The 17,695-nt window shown below is 59.6% G+C and carries 14 protein-coding genes and 1 tRNA gene; 8 read left to right on the forward strand and 7 right to left on the reverse strand.

Annotation, left to right across the window (positions count from 1 at the left end; all coding sequences use genetic code 11):
* Positions 1-82: 82 nt before the first annotated feature.
* Genes mutT through J2X43_RS18420 form a run of 4 tightly spaced genes read right to left on the reverse strand, consistent with a single transcriptional unit; the run spans position 83 to position 3,470 of the window.
* The gene (gene mutT / locus J2X43_RS18405; protein WP_112539013.1) at positions 83-496 is read right to left on the reverse strand and encodes an 8-oxo-dGTP diphosphatase MutT; all 414 of its coding nucleotides are present in this window, start codon (positions 494-496) and stop codon (positions 83-85) included.
* On the reverse strand, positions 493-1,314 hold the full coding sequence (locus tag J2X43_RS18410; RefSeq protein ID WP_310296081.1) for a GNAT family N-acetyltransferase: 822 nt from the start codon (positions 1,312-1,314) through the stop codon (positions 493-495). Before J2X43_RS18410 ends, mutT begins: the two co-directional genes overlap by 4 nt.
* Positions 1,283-2,524: a bifunctional glutamate N-acetyltransferase/amino-acid acetyltransferase ArgJ gene (gene argJ, locus J2X43_RS18415; RefSeq protein ID WP_310296083.1), complete on the reverse strand. Its 1,242-nt coding sequence runs from the start codon at positions 2,522-2,524 to the stop codon at positions 1,283-1,285. The genes J2X43_RS18410 and argJ overlap by 32 nt, the downstream gene beginning before the upstream one ends.
* A 58-nt stretch (positions 2,525-2,582) precedes the next feature.
* Complete coding sequence (locus J2X43_RS18420) at positions 2,583-3,470, reverse strand: peptidylprolyl isomerase (RefSeq protein ID WP_310296085.1); 888 nt, start codon at positions 3,468-3,470, stop codon at positions 2,583-2,585.
* Between the two features lie 250 nt (positions 3,471-3,720).
* On the opposite strand from J2X43_RS18420, the gene secA reads away from it, so the two are divergent.
* The 3 genes from secA (at position 3,721) to J2X43_RS18435 (ending at position 9,293) form a co-directional block, all read left to right on the forward strand.
* Entirely contained in the window at positions 3,721-6,435 is a 2,715-nt protein-coding gene (gene secA / locus J2X43_RS18425) for a preprotein translocase subunit SecA (protein WP_310296087.1), read from the forward strand.
* Between the two features lie 165 nt (positions 6,436-6,600).
* Positions 6,601-8,016: a lipopolysaccharide biosynthesis protein gene (locus J2X43_RS18430; RefSeq protein ID WP_310296089.1), complete on the forward strand. Its 1,416-nt coding sequence runs from the start codon at positions 6,601-6,603 to the stop codon at positions 8,014-8,016.
* Complete coding sequence (locus J2X43_RS18435) at positions 8,016-9,293, forward strand: GNAT family N-acetyltransferase (RefSeq protein ID WP_112386104.1); 1,278 nt, start codon at positions 8,016-8,018, stop codon at positions 9,291-9,293. Before J2X43_RS18430 ends, J2X43_RS18435 begins: the two co-directional genes overlap by 1 nt.
* Here J2X43_RS18435 and J2X43_RS18440 read toward each other — a convergent pair.
* On the reverse strand, positions 9,290-10,918 hold the full coding sequence (locus tag J2X43_RS18440) for an AMP-binding protein (RefSeq protein ID WP_310296092.1): 1,629 nt from the start codon (positions 10,916-10,918) through the stop codon (positions 9,290-9,292). The genes J2X43_RS18435 and J2X43_RS18440 overlap by 4 nt on opposite strands.
* 167 nt (positions 10,919-11,085) lie before the next feature.
* On the opposite strand from J2X43_RS18440, the gene J2X43_RS18445 reads away from it, so the two are divergent.
* Positions 11,086-12,066 carry an aldo/keto reductase gene (locus J2X43_RS18445; RefSeq protein WP_310296094.1) on the forward strand — a complete coding sequence of 327 codons (981 nt, stop codon included), beginning with the start codon at positions 11,086-11,088 and terminating at the stop codon, positions 12,064-12,066.
* Between the two features lie 19 nt (positions 12,067-12,085).
* On the opposite strand, the gene J2X43_RS18450 is transcribed toward J2X43_RS18445, so the two are convergent.
* Positions 12,086-12,673: a TetR/AcrR family transcriptional regulator gene (locus J2X43_RS18450; RefSeq protein ID WP_310296096.1), complete on the reverse strand. Its 588-nt coding sequence runs from the start codon at positions 12,671-12,673 to the stop codon at positions 12,086-12,088.
* Between the two features lie 126 nt (positions 12,674-12,799).
* On the opposite strand from J2X43_RS18450, the gene J2X43_RS18455 reads away from it, so the two are divergent.
* The 3 genes from J2X43_RS18455 to J2X43_RS18465 all read left to right on the forward strand — a co-directional run bounded on the left by J2X43_RS18455 (position 12,800) and on the right by J2X43_RS18465 (position 15,933).
* Positions 12,800-14,095 carry an MFS transporter gene (locus tag J2X43_RS18455; RefSeq protein ID WP_310296098.1) on the forward strand — a complete coding sequence of 432 codons (1,296 nt, stop codon included), beginning with the start codon at positions 12,800-12,802 and terminating at the stop codon, positions 14,093-14,095.
* 120 nt (positions 14,096-14,215) lie between these two features.
* Positions 14,216-14,300 (forward strand) — tRNA-Leu (locus J2X43_RS18460).
* An 85-nt stretch (positions 14,301-14,385) separates the two neighbouring features.
* A complete protein-coding gene (locus J2X43_RS18465) occupies positions 14,386-15,933 on the forward strand; it encodes a DUF6538 domain-containing protein (RefSeq protein ID WP_310296100.1) in 1,548 nt (515 codons plus the stop codon).
* 16 nt (positions 15,934-15,949) lie between these two features.
* Here the strand turns inward: J2X43_RS18465 and J2X43_RS18470 are convergent, their stop codons facing one another.
* A complete protein-coding gene (locus J2X43_RS18470) occupies positions 15,950-16,264 on the reverse strand; it encodes a Rap1a/Tai family immunity protein (protein ID WP_310296101.1) in 315 nt (104 codons plus the stop codon).
* A 697-nt stretch (positions 16,265-16,961) separates the two neighbouring features.
* On the opposite strand from J2X43_RS18470, the gene J2X43_RS18475 reads away from it, so the two are divergent.
* Positions 16,962-17,438, forward strand: a complete 477-nt coding sequence (locus J2X43_RS18475; protein WP_310296102.1) for a hypothetical protein — start codon at positions 16,962-16,964, stop codon at positions 17,436-17,438.
* Positions 17,439-17,695: the final 257 nt, after the last annotated feature.

A 17,695-nucleotide genomic window follows, 5' to 3' on the forward strand; every position in this document is an offset into this window, starting at 1 on the left:
CCGATCTTTGGCAGAAGGTGATAAACGATCGATTAATATCCGCGGACAAAAACCATCCGTGAAAGTAAATCGTGAGAAATCTCTAAAGTAGATCCTGCAGCATCGGTATCAGCGGCTCGTCGGCCGGTGGCATCGGATAATCGCGCAATGCCATGGGCTTAACCCATTTCAGCGCCTGGCCTTCGCGGCCCTGCGGGACGCCTTCGTAGCGGCGGCACACATAAAGCGGCATCAGCAAATGAAATGTGTCATAGCTGTGGCTGGCGAAAGTCAGCGGCGCCAGACAGGCGACCTTGGTCTTGATGCCGAGCTCTTCCTCGAGCTCCCGCACCAGCGTTTCCTCCGGCGTCTCGCCGGGCTCCAGCTTGCCGCCCGGAAATTCCCAGAGCCCTGCAAGCGATTTTCCCTCCGGGCGCTGCGCCAGAAGAATGCGCCCATCGGAATCGATCAGCGCGCAGGCGACGACCAGAAGGATCTTCTTGCCGGCCTCGCTCATCCGCAGCGATCCTTGCGCCAGTAGCTGTAGCGATAGGCTTCGCGAAAGCCGATCCGCCCGTAAAGAGCGAGCGCCGGCACATTATCCGCCTTTACCTGAAGCCAGGCGGAGCGCGCAGAGCGCATCCGTGCCCAGCGCAGCGCCGATGTCAGGATTTCGAGACCCAGCCCCTCGCGGCGGCGTTCCCGCGCGACCGAAAGCGACATGATGCCCGCGAGATCGTTGTCCTGAACGCAGAGCACCGTCGCCAGCGGACCGGTCTCCGGATCCTCGATCATGAACAAGCCGGATGGCGGCTTGATCGCATTGATGATTTCGGCAAGCGCCGGCTTCAGTTTCGCCGAGACCTGATCGGTCGCCAGATTGGCATCGACGAAGCGGCCGATATCATGGGTCGGGAGATGATCGAGTGTATCCGGAAGATCTGCCTGTGTCAGATCGCAGGTCATGACGATCGTCTCGTCGAAATGCGTCCAGTTCTGCGCTGCCACCAGATCCACCAGCAAGGGCGAGCAGAGCGGCGTTTGCCGCAAAACCGCCGGGCGGCCATAGGCCTCGAACTTGCGGCTCGCCTTTTCCACGCGGATTTCGATGTCGCGATGATCGGACGGATCGAGCGGCACGATGGAATTCAGACGGTTGGACGGATGACCGGCCGTCAAACGCACCTGCCAGCTGCCGTCATATTGCACGGACGAGGCCGGCCAGGCCCGGAACCCGACGGCCTCGAGCCTGCGCACCAGCGGCAGATTTGCACTTTTTGAAGAAGTCTCAGTCAATGAACGATCAGCTCCGGTAGTCGCCGTTGATCGCCACATACTCCTTAGTGAGGTCGCAGGTCCAGACCGTTGCGTGACCATTCCCGAGGCCGATATCGACTTTGACAGGAATATCCTGCTCCTTCATCACATTCGAGGCCGCCTCTTCAGAGTAGCCGGGATCGCGCTCGCCGTTGACGGCAACGCGCACGTCACCGAACCATATGGCCAGCCTGTCGCGGTCCGCCATCTCGCCGGCCTTGCCGACCGCCATGACGATACGCCCCCAATTGGCATCCTCGCCGGCAGCCGCCGTCTTCACCAGCGGTGAATTAGCGATCGAAAGCGCGATGCGCTTTGCGGCAGCGTCGCTCTCGGCGCCGGTCACGGTGATCTCCAGCATCTTCGTCGCGCCTTCGCCATCGCGGCAGACCTGCAGGGCGAGATCCTTGAGTACTTCGTTGAGCGCGACGCGGAACGTCGCGAGGCGGGCATCGTCGGCGCGCTCGACGCGGGCCTGACCGTCAGCCGCAGCAGCACCCGTGGCAAACAGCATCAGCGTATCGGAGGTCGACGTGTCGCTATCGACGGTCATCGAGTTGAAGGTCGGGCCAACGCCGTCGGACAGCATCGCCTGCAGGGCAGCCGGGGCAATATCGGCATCGGTCACCACGAAGGACAGCATCGTCCCCATATCGGGCGCGATCATGCCGGCGCCCTTGGCGATGCCGTTGATGGTGACGGTCACGCCACCGATCTCGGCGCTGCGCGTGGCGACCTTCGGGTAGGTATCGGTCGTCATGATCGCCTTGGCAGCTTCGAACCAGAAGTCGCCACTCGCATCGCGATGCATGGCATCCAGAACACCAGCGAACTTGGTCGCGTCCAGCGGTTCGCCGATAACGCCAGTCGAGGCAAGGTAGATTTCATTCTCGCCGCAGCCGACGGCGGCGGCAGCCGACTTCGCCGTCAGCTCGGTCGCAGCGCGACCCTTGAGGCCAGTAAAGGCGTTGGCATTGCCGGAATTGACAACGACGGCGCGTGCAATGCCATGCGGCAGGTTGGCGCGGCAGAAATCGACAGGCGCCGAAGGGCATTTCGAACGCGTGAAAACGCCCGCAACCGAGGCAGGCTTGTCGAAGACCATCATCAGCACGTCGGTCCGGTTCTTGTACTTGATGCCTGCGGAAGCGGTCGCCATGCGCACACCGCGTAGCGCAGGCATGGATGCGAAGGTCTTCGGGGCGAGCGGAGAAACGGAACCGGACATTGTGATGGACCTGCCTGATAGTGAAGGGCCCGGAAGAACCGGGCCCGAATAGTGATGATTACTGCTGCGGCTGAACGACAGGCTCTTGACCCGGCGCCGGCTGCTTGTTCGCATCCTCGTAACCCTTGCGCAGGGTTTCGTCCATGATATCGACCTTGGACTTTTCCTTCGCGGAAGCGAGAAGAGCAAGATACTTGTCGCGCATGACGAGCTGACGAACCTGATCCTTGACCTGATCGAACGGCGGCGGCGGTGCGTCGCGCTTATCTTCAACCTTGATGACGTGATAGCCGAAATCGGTCTTCACAGGGGTCTTCGAGTAGGTTCCCTTGTCGAGCGCGAAGGCTGCGTCTTCGAATTCCTTGACCATGCGGCCCTTGGTGAAATAGCCGAGATCGCCCCCGTCAGCCTTGTTCGGGTCGGTGGACTTTTCCTTGGCGAGCTCTGCGAAATCCTTGCCGGCGTCGAGCTGCTTGATGACGTCCTTGGCTTCGTCTTCGGTCTTCACCAGGATGTGGCGGGCATGCACTTCTTCCTGCTTCGGAAGAGCGGCGACTTCCTTGTCGTAGCGCGCCTTCACTTCGTCATCGGTGACGGTGTCAACGACGTGCTTCTTGAAGTAGGCGTTGTGCAGTTCGCGGTCCGTCAGATACTGAAGGCGCTTCTTGAACTCGTCGGTCTGATCGAGCTTTTCCGTGGCGGCATCGCCGGCGAGCAGCTTTACGTCGATGGCGGCGGACAGCGCTGCGACCTTCTTCTGATCGTCAGGCAGCTGCGCCAGCTGCGGATCGAGATTGGCGATCGCCAGATCCAGTTCCGACTGATGAATTTCCAGAGTGCCAACCTTGGCAATGACGGCATCCGGCTTGCCTTCAGCATAGACCGGCGCATGGAACGCAACGAAGGTCGCGACCGCCATCACGGCAAGTTTGTTGTAGCTCAACATCAAATAACCTTTCAGAGTTACACCACCGGCTTCAGCATCATGTGTGAATCCAGCCTAAAACAGCGTTCAACACTGGAATGTGGCCTTTCTATATCAGCCAAATCCGTTGACATCATTCGACCCCCCTCTTATCTGTCACGCAACCTCGCGTCCAGAAAAGTTTCCTGGCGTTTCGAGACGCGTGCCTGATTTTCGGCTGGGCATTCGTATAAGAAAAGCCGGGGAAGAATATTGAGAAAGGACCAGTCATATGGTCAGCTTTGGCGGCATCGCCCGCAAGATATTTGGCTCTGCCAATGACCGCCGCGTTCGGTCTTTCCAGCCGAAAGTCGCCGCAATCAGTGCTATCGAAGAAAAGACGAGAGCCCTGAGCGACGAACAGCTCGCCGCCCAAACGGTCGAGTTCCGCAAGCAGCTGGCCGAAGGCAAGACGCTTGACGACTTGCTGATCCCGGCTTTTGCCGTGGTCCGTGAGGCCTCGCGCCGCGTCTTGGGCATGCGACCTTTTGACGTACAGCTCGTCGGCGGCATGATCCTTCACTCCGGCGATATCGCCGAGATGAAGACCGGTGAAGGTAAGACACTGGTCGCAACATTGCCGGTTTATCTGAACGCGCTTTCCGGCAAGGGCGTGCACGTCGTCACCGTCAACGACTATCTGGCGCAGCGCGACGCGGCGACCATGGGCAAGGTCTACGGCTTCCTCGGGCTGACCACGGGCGTCATCGTCCACGGCCTTTCCGACGAGGAGCGCGCCGCCGCCTATGGCTGCGACATCACTTACGCGACAAACAACGAGCTCGGCTTCGATTATCTGCGCGATAACATGAAGTACGAGAAGAACCAGATGGTTCAGCGCGGCCATAACTTCGCGATCGTCGACGAAGTGGACTCGATCCTCGTCGATGAAGCGCGCACGCCGCTGATCATCTCCGGTCCGCTGGACGACCGCTCCGATCTCTACAACACGATCGATGCCTATATCCCGCTCCTCTCGGACGGCGACTATGAGATCGATGAAAAGCAGCGTTCTGCCAACTTCTCCGAAGAAGGCACCGAAAAGCTTGAAAACCTGCTGAAACAGGCCGGCCTGCTGAAGGGCAACGCACTCTACGACATCGAAAACGTCGCGATCGTCCATCACGTCAACAACGCGCTGAAGGCGCACAAGCTGTTTCAGCGCGACAAGGACTATATCGTCCGCAACGACGAGATCGTTATCATCGACGAATTCACCGGCCGCATGATGCCGGGACGCCGCTATTCGGAAGGCCAGCACCAGGCGCTCGAAGCCAAGGAAAAGGTCAAGATCCAGCCTGAGAACCAGACGCTGGCGCAGATCACCTTCCAGAACTACTTCCGCATGTACGGCAAGCTTGCCGGCATGACCGGTACGGCGCAGACGGAAGCAGAAGAGTTCGGCAACATCTACGGCCTCGAAGTCGTCGAAGTCCCGACCAACCTGCCGATCCAGCGTATCGACGAGGACGACGAGGTCTACCGGACCTTCGAAGAGAAGTTCAAGGCGATCATCGCCGAGATCGCCGAGGCGCAGAAACGCAACCAGCCGGTTCTGGTCGGTACCACCTCGATCGAGAAGTCCGAACTGCTGGCCGACATGATGCGCAAGCAGGGCTTCAAGGACTTCCAGGTCCTCAACGCTCGCTATCATGAGCAGGAAGCCTATATCGTCGCACAGGCCGGTGTTCCCGGCGCCGTAACGATTGCCACCAACATGGCCGGCCGCGGCACCGACATTCAGCTCGGCGGCAACCTCGACATGCGTGTCGAGCGCGAGCTCGATGGCGTCGAGCCCGGTCCCGAATACGACGCGAAGGTCGAGGCGATCCGCGAAGAGATCAAGCAGCTCAAGGAAAAGGCGATTGCCGCAGGCGGTCTCTACGTCATCGCGACAGAGCGTCACGAAAGCCGCCGTATCGACAACCAGCTGCGTGGCCGTTCCGGCCGCCAGGGCGACCCTGGCCGTTCGAAGTTCTACCTGTCGCTTCAGGACGACCTGATGCGCATCTTCGGCTCCGACCGCATGGATTCGATGCTGACGAAGCTCGGCCTCAAGGAAGGCGAAGCGATCGTCCATCCCTGGATCAACAAGGCCCTCGAGCGCGCCCAGAAGAAGGTCGAAGCCCGCAACTTCGACATCCGCAAAAACCTGCTCAAGTATGACGACGTTCTGAACGATCAGCGCAAGGTCATCTTCGACCAGCGCCTGGAGCTGATGGAATCGGCCAATATCGCCGAGACCGTTTCGGACATGCGCCGCGAAGTCATCGAAGACCTCGTAGAAAAGCATATTCCGGAGCGCGCCTATGCCGAACAGTGGGATGCTGCCGGTCTGAAGGAACAGGTCGTCAGCCTGCTGAACCTCGATCTGCCCGTCGAAGACTGGGTCAAGGAAGAAGGTATCGGCGAAGACGATATCCGCGAGCGCCTGACCGAAGCCTCCAACGCTGCCTTCACGGAGAAGGCCGAACGCTTCGGTGATGACATCATGCGCTATGTCGAGCGTTCGATCGTCATGCAGACGCTCGACCATCTCTGGCGCGAACACATCGTCAATCTCGATCACCTGCGCTCGGTCATCGGCTTCCGCGGCTATGCCCAGCGCGATCCGCTGCAGGAATACAAGTCGGAAGCCTTCGAGCTCTTCCAGTCGCTGCTGAACAACCTTCGCCAGGCGGTGACGGCTCAGCTGATGCGCGTCGAACTGGTCCAGCAGGCGCCTGCCGAACCAGAACTTCCGGTCATGCACGCACAGCACCTAGACCCGGCGACCGGCGAGAACGAATTTGCGACGGCTTACCAGGCCTCGGAAGTCATCGTCGCTCCCGAGAACCGCGACCCGAACGACCCCTCCACCTGGGGCAAGGTCGGCCGCAACGAAGCCTGCCCTTGCGGCTCGGGCAAGAAGTTCAAGCACTGCCACGGCGCATTTGCCGAAGCGTAAGAGCTTGGATAGACAATGAAGATGCCGCCTCCGGGCGGCATTTTCATTTGCGGCACAGACAACCGCGATATTAAGCGCCGCGGACACGCCACAACCGTTTCTTAACCCTGATCTGGCAAGACTGACGATACGATTTGCCTGAGTTCTGGGTTGTGCGTGTTCATTATGGCAGTCATTGAGACGGCGGAAAAAATGCTGCCCGCGAGCCTGCGTCCCGCCGGCAGCCGGGTTCTGCATATGCTTGTCGCCGTGCTGACGCAGCGGGATGGCAAGGCGACCGCCCAGCGCATGGCGCTGACGGCTTTCGCAATCCGCATCCTCAGCGCCGCCCTCGCCTTCGTTTCCCAGATCGTCCTTGCGCGGCTGATGGGCGAGTGGGAATACGGCATCTACGTCTTCATCTGGGTGCTGATCGTGCTTTTTGGCGACCTCTCCTGCCTCGGTTTCCACACCGCGATCGTTCGCTTCCTGCCGCAATACAAGGCATCGGGCGCTTTCGAGGAGATCCGCGGTCTGACTGGTACCGCCCGCATCTTCGCGATCCTTTCCGGTTCGCTGCTGATGGTGTTTGGCATGGCAGGCCTGCATTTCTTTGGCGACAGGATTGCGACCTACTATCTGATCCCAGGCTTCCTGGGCCTTCTCGCTCTACCGATGATCGCTCTCGGCGACGTCCTGGAGGGTACTTCGCGCGCCAATCACTGGCCGGTCATGGCCCTGAGCCCGATCTACATCATCCGGCCGGTACTGATTATCGTCTTCATGCTCATCGCGAACGCTATGGGTGCCGATCATACCGCGGTCACGGCGATGCAGGCTGCTCTAGCTGCTACCTACGTGACAGCGCTTGGCCAATATGCCGCGACGCTGCTGCGCCTGCGCCACCACTACGACACCGGAAGCCGCAAGGTTGATTTCATCGTTTGGCTGAGCGTCGCCTTCCCAATCTTTCTGATCGAGGGTGCCAGCTTCCTGCTGACCAACTCCGATGTCGTCATCGTCGGCATCTTCCTTGAGCCGCATGATGTCGCAATATATTTCGCCGCAGCCAAGACCATGGCGCTGGTGCAGTTCATCATGTTCTCGGTGAAGGCTGCCTCTGGCCCGCGTTTCTCCAGCATCATCGCCGACGGCACGAGGGGCGAGCTCGCCTCTGCAGCCGCCGACGCTGCGCGATGGACGTTCTGGCCTGCACTTGGCGTCGGCCTCGCGGTCCTTGCCGCTGGCCACCTGCTTCTATCGCTATTCGGTGGAGCCTTCACCGCCGGCTATGTGCTGATGGCGATCCTGCTTGCCGGCATTCTTGCCAAGGCGCTGGTTGGCCCGGCCGAAATGCTGCTGATGATGGCAGGCAAGCAGAACCTCTGCGCTGCCCTTTATGCCGGCGCGCTGACGGCCAATATCACGCTGAACCTGACCCTTATCCCCCACCTCGGAACCATAGGCACCGCGATCGCCACGGCATCGGCGATGGCCGTCGAGGCAACACTTCTTCATATCGCCGTGCGGCGCACGCTTGGCATCGTACTTTTTGCATTCAGCCGCCCGGCGACTGCGCAGGCAGACAGGAAGGCCCCTTGATGGTGCGCACCCCTCCGAATACCGAGTCCACCGACGCTACCACCAACCGAATGGTTCACGAGCTCGCCTCGCTGAATTTCGAGGGACCGCAGGCCGAGGCGCGCGTCGAGATCGGCCGCCCGGGTCGCGAGCTTTGCGTCTATCCCGGCAAACTCGGCTACGAGCTGCAGGATGAACTCGACTTCCTGTCGAACCGGGCGATCGAACCGAACGTCTTCTTCACCGGCCGCTTTCTGGCGCCCGCCATGCCGCGCCTCGACGACCGGCAGGTCAGCTTCGCGCTGATGCGTGATACCGGCGGTAACCGCAGCCGTATGCGCTTCCTGATGCCGTTCTCCGTCGAGAAGCCAGGCTTTGCCGTCGGCCCGTCGATCATCCGTGCGTGGTCTAACAGCTTCGCGCCGCTTGGAACGCCGCTTGTCGATGCCGAGGATGCTGCCGAGACACTCGACAATCTCTTCGAGGGCCTGACGATCCGCGATCTCAGGCTGCCCCCCATTCTGGTCCTGCCCGATCTCAGGCTGAACGGCATTTTCGCCCGGCTCGTCAAAGCCGTCGCGCTGAGCCGCAACCTGCCGATCACCATGACCAACCCCTTCGAGCGTCCGATGCTGCAGAGCGAGGAAGACGCCGCCGTCTATCTCACAAGTTCCGTATCCTCGTCGCACATGCGCGAGATGCGCCGGCAATGGCGGCTTCTCGAGGACAAGGGCACGGTGACCTACAGCGTCGCCCGGCAACCACGCGACGTCCATATGCGCTTCGAACAGTTTCTCGCCATGGAAGCCGGCGGATGGAAGGGCAAGAAGCGCAGCGCGCTCGCCACCGACCGCTATCACACCGCCTTCGCCCGCGAAGCCGTCTCCAATCTGGCAGCCATCGACGCGGTCCGTATTCACACCATCGATTTCAACGGCAAGGCGATCGCCGCCATCGTCGTGCTGATGATGGGCGGCGAAGCCTACACCTGGAAAACCGCCTATGACGAGGAGTTTGCCCGCTATTCGCCCGGAAAGCTGCTGATGGGCGAACTGACGGAATGGCATCTCGACGACGCCAACATCATCAGGTCCGATTCCTGCGCCATTCCGGGCCACCCGATCATGAGCCGCTTCTGGAAGGAGCGCGAAGAGATGGGAACGCTGGTCATCGGCCTGTCGCAGAACGGCGACCGGGACGTGCGCCAGGCGGCAACCCAGCTGCACATGTACAGCAACACCCGCAACATGGCGAAAATGCTGCGCGCCAAGATCATGTCGCTGGCCGGACGCGGCTAGGCGGTCTCTGCGGCGGCGCGCTCCCGCAGCGTCCGCCGGATCACCTTACCAGTCGTCGTCAAAGGCAGCGCATCGACGAATTCCACTTCACGTGGATACTCATGCATCGAGAGACGCATCTTCACCCAGCCGCGGATTTCGGCGGCAAGTTCCGCGCTTGGCGCAAAGCCCTGTGACAGCACAACATAGGCCTTGACGATCTCGGTGCGGACCGGATCCGGCTTGCCGACTGCTGCAGCCAGCTGCACCGCGGGATGGCCGGACAGACAATCCTCGATCTCCGCCGGCCCGATCCGGTATCCGGATGAGGTGATGACATCGTCGTCGCGACCCTCGAAGGTGATGAAGCCTTCTTCATCCCGATGCGCCAGATCTCCCGTCAGCAGCCAGCCGTTGGCAAACTTGCGCTCCGTCGCGTCATCATCGTTCCAGTAGCCGAGAAACATCACCGGATCCGGCGCCCTGACACCGATCTGCCCGGTCTGTCCTAACGGCAGCTCGTTGCCCTTGTCATCGACGACGGCAACCAGATGCCCCGGCACCGGCCGCCCGATCGCCCCCGCCTTCGAAACGCCGGCAGCGGCACTCGAGGAGATGACGAAATTGCACTCGGTCTGACCGTAGAATTCGTTGACGGTCATTCCCAGCGCATCGCGCACCCAATTATAGGTCTCGCGGCCGAGAGACTCGCCCGCCGAACCGATCGTGCGCAGATCGAGACTGTATTTCCGGTGCAGATCGCCGCCAGCCTTCAATAGCCTGAGCGCCGTTGGCGGAATGAAGGCGTTGCGCACATGCATCTCGCCCATGATCCGGTAGGCCGTATCCGCATCGAATTTCTGGGCTGGTGATGAAACCACGGGTACGCCGAGCAGCAGGCTTGGCAGCAGCGCATTCAGCAATCCGCCCGCCCAGGCCCAGTCGGATGGCGTCCACACCTTGTCTCCCTCCTGCGGGAACCCCTCATGGGCAAACTGCATGCCCGGAATATGGCCCGCGAGCACGCGATGGCCATGCAAGGCGCCCTTCGGCGGGCCCGTCGTGCCCGAGGTGAAGATCATCAGCGCCGGATCGTCAGGCCCGGTCTCGGCAACCTCGAAGACAGGCGAATGCGCTGCGACCAGATCCGCGAAATGAAGCGCTTCTCCGCCGTCGATCGAAACCACCGTCTTCAGTTCGGGAAGCCGGTCGCGGATTTTCGCGATCCGTGTCATCCCGAAAGCATTGGTGATGACAACCGATGCACCTGCCGTCTTCAGCCGGTATTCCAGCGCCTCGACACCGAAAAGCAGCGCGAGCGGCAGCGCGATGGCGCCCATCTTGTAGATCGCGACATGCGAAATGACCGTTTCGAAGGATTGCGGCAGCAGCAATGCCACACGATCGCCCCGCCGGATACCGAGCGAAACCAAGGCGTTGGCGAGTGACGCCGACCTCTGAGAAAGCTCGCCATAGTTCATCGCTTGATGGCGGCCGTCAGGTTTGAAATGCTCGAGACAGATCCTGCCAGGCTCTCTTGCAGCCCAATCGTCGCTGACCGCCCGGCCGATATTGAAATCACCTGGAATGTCCCACGCAAATTCACGGTAGAGATCGTCGTACCGATCGAAGTCGGGCAATTTCATAGGTCAGGTCCAGTCGATGCTGCACCAGCTAACACCCTGCGGCGCCGAAGCGCAAGCGGGTGGCCAGACACTGCAAATTTCTGCCCGCAGCCTGCTGACACTTCGCCCGTATTGGCCCTAGATTACTCGGCAGGCGGCGGCGTTTATTCAATCACGGAGTCATTTCAATGGATTATGTAAAACTCGGCAAGACCGGCCTCGAAGTGTCGAAAATATGCCTGGGATGCATGACCTTCGGCGATCCCGGTCGCGGCAACCATGCCTGGACGCTCGGCGAAGAGGAAAGCCGCACCATCCTCAAGCAGGCGATCGATCTCGGCATCAACTTCCTCGACACCGCCAACACCTATTCCGACGGCTCTTCCGAAGAGATCGTCGGCCGGGCCATCAAGAGCTTTTCCAAGCGCGAAGACATCGTGCTCGCCACCAAGGTCTTCAACCGCATGCGCCCGGGCCCGAACGGCGCCGGCCTGTCGCGCAAGGCGATCTTCGATGAGATCGACAACAGCCTGCGCCGCCTCGGCACCGATTATGTCGACCTCTACCAGATCCATCGCTTCGACTATTCGACGCCGATTGAAGAGACGCTCGAGGCACTGCATGACGTCGTCAAGGCAGGCAAGGCCCGCTATATCGGCGCCTCCTCGATGCATGCGTGGCAATTTGCCAAGATGGTCTATACCTCGCGCCTCAACGGCTGGACCGAATTCGTCAGCATGCAGGATCACGTCAATCTGCTCTACCGCGAGGAAGAGCGCGAGATGCTGCCATTCTGCCAGGACCAGAAGATCGCCGTCATTCCCTGGAGCCCGCTTGCCCGCGGCCGGCTGACGCGCGACTGGGATGAAAAGACGGCCCGTACCGAAAGCGACGAATTCGGAAAGACGCTCTACCGCCAGGCCGAAGAATCCGACCGCAAGATCATCGACACCGTCGGCCGACTGGCCAAGGAACACGGCGTGCCGCGCGCGCAGATCGCAACGGCCTGGATCCTGCAGAAGAGCGCCATCACCGCTCCTATCATTGGCGCCTCGCGGCCGGGTCATTTGAGCGATGCCGTCGCCGCGTTGGCGGTCAAGCTCACGCCGGAAGAGATCGCAGCCCTCGAAGAGCCCTATATTCCCCACCGCGTCGAAGGCTTCAAATAGGCAAACGGCCGGCGCCGTCTCAAACCTTGAGCGGCGCCGATTTCGGCGCCAACCTCTCACGCATGGACGAGAGGAATTGCGCCGCCAGTTCGCGGCTCTGGACGGCCCGCGCCAGGCTGACCGCCCCCATCATCGACGACAGCGTGGTAAAGCCGTTCTTGCGCCGTTCTTCTGGCGTGTCGCCGGGGACGACTTCAGCCAGGATTGCCGCAAGCTTCTCGAAGCCATCGTTGAAAATTTCGCGGACCGCGCCAGTGCTTCGCCCGACCTCGTCCATCAGCGAGACGAAGACACAGCTGTTGCCGGGATCATCGACGGCCCGCCAGGAGACATAGTGCTCGACCAGCGCCTCCAGCGGCCGATCAGGAGACTGCGCGATCAGCTCCTTCCAGCGCACTTCAACCCGCGCGACCAGCGCCCGGCTGACCTCGATCTGCAATTCGTCCTTCGACTGAAAGTGGCCGTAGAAACCGCCATGCGTCAGCCCGCAGGCCTTCATGATGTCGGCAACACCAACGCCATCGAAGCCGTTCTCGCGAAACATCACACCCGCCGCCTGGATGATCTTCTCACGGTTTTCGGCAAATTTTTCGCGGCTGACACGCATCAAAACAATTCCTGAAATTGGTCGCTTGACAATTTATATGATGCCGATCATCAATACGCAACAAATATGATGATCATCATCTAAATCGGTGATGTATTGATCAGCTCCATAAATGGAACACGCCCCATGGTATCCACAGCGCTAGCCTCAACCCTCGCCCGGCGAAACATCCACTATGGATGGATCATCGTCGCCGCCACCTTCCTGACCATGCTGGTGACAGCAGGCGCCATGGGCGCACCCGGCGTTCTCATCAAGCCGCTGCAGGATGAGTTCGGCTGGGAGACCTCGCAGATTTCCTCTGCCCTGGCGATCCGCCTTATCCTCTTCGGGCTGATGGGTCCCTTCGCCGCTGCCTTCATGAATTATTTCGGCGTCCGCAAGGTCATCGTCTTTGCTCTTGGCCTGATCGGCGCCGGCTTCATCGGCTCGCTGTTCATGACCTCTCTCTGGCAGCTGCTGGTGCTCTGGGGCATCGTTGTCGGTTTCGGCACCGGCCTCACCGCCATGGTCCTTGCCGCAACCGTCTCGGCCCGCTGGTTTACCAAGCATCGAGGCCTCGTCGTGGGCATGCTCTCGGCCAGCTCGGCCACCGGCCAGCTCGTCTTCCTGCCACTGATGGCGGAATTGACCGAGCGCTTCGGCTGGCGCTCGACGGTCTTCTTCGTCTGCGCCATGATCATGGTCGCCGCCCTCGTCGTCCTTCTCTTCATGCGCGACCGGCCATCCGACCTGAACCTGCCTTCTGTCGGCGAGGCACACGTGACGGCGGCGCCCGCCCGCGGCACGCTGATCGACGCTCTGAAGATGCCGCTTGTCGTCCTCAGGGAGATTTCGGGAACCTCGACCTTCTGGATCCTGTTTGCCACCTTCTTCATCTGCGGCCTCAGCACCAACGGCCTGATCCAGACGCATTTCGTCACGCTCTGCGGCGATTTCGGTATCCTTCCGGTCGCAGCCGCCAGCGTTCTGGCCGTCATGGGCATCTTCGACTTCTTCGGCACGATCGGCTCCGGCTGGCTCTCGGACCGCTTCGACAATCGCTGGCTGCTGTTCTGGTACTATGGCCTGCGCGGCCTCTCGCTGCTCTTCCTGCCCTTCAGCAACTTCACCTTCTATGGCCTGTCGATCTTCGCTGTCTTCTACGGTCTCGACTGGATTGCCACCGTGCCGCCGACCGTCAAGATCGCCGCCGATCGCTTCGGCAAGGAGAAGGTCGGCCTGGTCTTCGGCTGGGTCTTCGCGGGCCATCAGCTGGGCGCAGCAACCGCCGCCTACGGCGCCGGCCTGTCGCGCACCGAGCTTCAGAGCTATCTTCCGGCCTTCTTCATCGCCGGCGCCTTCTGCCTGCTCGCCTCGATCCTGGCGATCACACTGAAGAAGTCGGGCCTTGGCAGCGCCGGGTCCGCCGTCGCCCACTAACGAAAAATGGCTTCCGGCGCATTTGCGCCGGAAGCCATATCAAATCAGCCGGATAAGCCCGCCCGCCGTCTTGCATGCGCGGGCAATCGCATGTTAGACACCCGCCCGTCGGTATCCGTTGCCCCATTGGCGGAATTGGTAGACGCGCTCGACTCAAAATCGAGTTTCGAAAGAAGTGCTGGTTCGACTCCGGCATGGGGCACCAAAAATCTCAAGGCAAGTCAAATACTTGCTTGGATTTCAAAGGCTTAAGCTTCCATCTGCTACAGCAAACTGCTACAGCGCGAGGCATGGAAGACGTGACAGCTTACCCTTGGTTGACCCTCCGAAACCGCACTTTTTATCTCCGTGCTCCCGTGCCTGCTGATTTGCAGAAGGCGCTAGGAAAGGCTGAGATTTGGAAATCTCTTCGAACTCAAGACCGGCGAACGGCGATTGACAGGCTTCGGAAGGAGAGCGGAGCGGTTGCTGATACCTTTGAGCAAGCTCGGAAGCGGCAAGCCAAGCTGCTTGAACCGCCACTTGAGGAGCTTACCGAGGCCCAGCTAAAGGCGATCCATGACGCCTACTTCGTCCACTTGCTGGAGGAGGACGAGGAGACTCGTGAGAACGGCTTTGAAGGCCGGGACTTCGATGAGGATGCGGAATGGCTTGAGGCGTTGGACGGTGAGAATCGCTATGAATTCGCCCGTGGGCTGGCTTCACCTTTCGTGGTGAGCGAGGCTGAAGAAGTACTGAGCTGGGAGAACGTCGATCTCAGGCTTGCTCCCCAGTCCCCTAGTTGGACCAAGGTGGTCAGGGAAATCTACAAGGCTCGCATCAAGGCAGACGAGGCCCGCCGCCTACGGAACTCTGGGGCAGTAGTCGAAACCCCCAAGGCTGTAGCTCCGCCCGCGCAGCCCGTGCTGCGAACCAAGCCAACGCTCGAAGACGCCAAGGACTTTTACATCATTGAGCGAGTGTCCGGCAGCGAGTTTGCTCAGAAGAAGCGCAAGACGAGACTGGCCGCAATGATGCGCCAAGTGTCAGAAGCGCTTGGCGGTGACGTTCCTGCCTTACCAGACTGGACCATTGAACACGCCTACAAGGTGCGAGACCACCTTCTCGGAAAACAGGGCATCAAGGCATCCACCGTTCGCCGGGACTTGAACGACCTCAAAGGAGTCTTTTCGCTCTTCAAGGATAAGAAACTTCGGGGCATGGACAATCCCTTCTCCGGTCTGGAGCTTCCTCGAAGCGCCGCAACTGACAAAGAGGTCCGCGACCCTCTGCCAACCGAGGTTGTAAGTGCGACCCGCTCCCTTGTTCTTCAGAAGGCTAACCCCGATTTAAAAGCCATCTGGCGACTGCTTGAAGGCACTGGTTGCAGGCTGGCCGAGATAACGGGCCTAAGACTTCAGGACATCTTGGTCGCGGGTGACACGCCGCACATCAAGATCGTGCCGCATCCAGCCAGGCAGCTCAAGAATTTGTCGTCGAGGCGAGACGTGCCCCTCGTCGGGGATGCGTTAGTAGCCGCTAAAGAAATTGTTGATACGGCAGAAGGAAGCAGCTTCGCTTTCCCCCGTTACTCCGGTCCCACCGGCCCTAACACGGCCTCTCAGTCGCTGATGAAATGGCTGCGAAAAGTTACCTCAAGTCCGCTTCACGCAGTCCACTCTCTGCGCCACAATATGGCTGATCGTTGCGATCTCGCGGGCGTCCATCCGACCGACAAAGAGGCAATCCTTGGTCACCTTAATGCGAGCGCCAGCGATAAGCACTATGGCTCAGAGACCGTGAAGAGGGTTAGACTGAAGCGGGCGATGGAGCAGGCGTTCGGACTGGTCAACTCGTAGGCGAACAGTAGCGAAATCACTGGCACATATCTTTCATAGCCTTGATAATCCCCCCAAAGGCCGGCTCAGTCAGGGCCTTCGGGTGTGTTCTGAAGTACTGGACCGAAACGTCATAGAAAGTTCCAGCGGTCATTCTTGCGTTAATTACGCAGTTTCGGACCTTCATGAAGTCCGGGTCATCATTATCGAGAACACCTGTCTGATATTCGACAACACCAAAGACGTAGCCGGTCGCGAAGCTCTTGTCTGCCTGTATCAGTTCGGCCCCTGTAAAAGCGCAAGCAGTCGCCGGAAACAGCGACGTAAGTACTAGAAGCCCCAGCCACTTCATTCGGTGCCCTCCAATTGAAGTTACAACTTATATGGCACCATTCAATTTGGCGAGCTTCCCACAGGAATCCACAGGAGGCGCTAGACCCGTCCCATTGCAGGTCCGCCCGGTCACCACTACCGTGCCCCTGCGGTTCACCCTCAGTGGGCTGTGAGGAGCCTCACCCGCCCCTTCGCTAGAGGTGAGAATGGGGGTCGCAACGATTGAGGTTGCGGCCCTTTCTTGTTTTCCCAATAAATCTTTAGTCAGTCCATCCACCGGTGGATTTCTGAAATGCCTAGTCCTCCTAGGACTTCCTCAATATTGCACTCACCGGTGGATTAAATCATTGAAAACAAACGATTTATTCCAATTGACGCCCGACCTTCGCCGGAGTCTAACAGCCTTGTCTCGAAGCAGAGACACACAACTGGGGCACAAGGGCAATGCGATATTTTAAACAGACGCGGTGGTTCGAATTTTATGTCGAAATGCAGGGGCAGCGCATCCTGTCATGCTTCTTCGACACTCGGAAGGACGGCAGCAACTTTGAGTTCTGGTGTGGGCGAGTCTATTTCACGATCGATTTTTACAGCTCCAGCAAGACCGCAGGTGCGCCTCTCGCTCCTCCCGCTGAGTGACAGCAGAAAGACCAGCCATCGCCCCGTGGAGTCATCTGCGGGGCTTTTCTCTCTTATCGCCGAGCGGGCCGATCACCATGACAGACCTATTCGAACTTCGTTTCTTCGACGGAGAGCCACACATCCTCGACATCGATCTAGCCAGAGCGCTTAACATGCGCATCCCAATCGACATTCGCACAAAGTGGATAGTGATGTTCCGGGCCAACCTTCTCAGTGTTGGCTATCTCTATCGGGACGGCAAAGCCACTTACCTTAACGAAGCGCAGGCGCGAACGATCTGCTACTTCTCATCAAGCAGGAGAGCCGCCCAAGCTGACGCTGCGGTGATCGAAACCTTTCGTCGCTTTCGGTTAGAAACCTTGCCGCAGATGGACGTTGTGGAGGTCCTAACGATGGGCATCAAGCAATTCGACCAGATTACCCGCGCCGGGGACAACCGACTTGTCATCGATGTGCTAAGATTAAAACTGCTGGCGACCTCACGGGTTCGCGAACGCAGAAGCCGCAGGCAACGCGAACGCTTCAGTCAAAAGCATCGAAGGTGGTGTTGATAACTGCAGATTACTACGCACTCAACGAGAGGCAGTTGAGTTTGCCCATTTTTGCAACCAAAGATTACCCCATCCTTATGAGAAGACAGAAATTTACTCCGGGCAATTACCCCTCACTTAAGGGAGGGGGAGAAGCGACCATGGTTGAAATCTAAATGTAAATACAACTCAGAATTACCACCCACTTATGAGAAGACCGATGAAGGAGACAACAGAATAAAGAAAAGACGAGAGGAGGATTGATGGAAAAGAGCTTC

It is taken from the genome of Rhizobium sp. BE258 (genome assembly GCF_031457345.1).
Classification (GTDB): domain Bacteria; phylum Pseudomonadota; class Alphaproteobacteria; order Rhizobiales; family Rhizobiaceae; genus Rhizobium.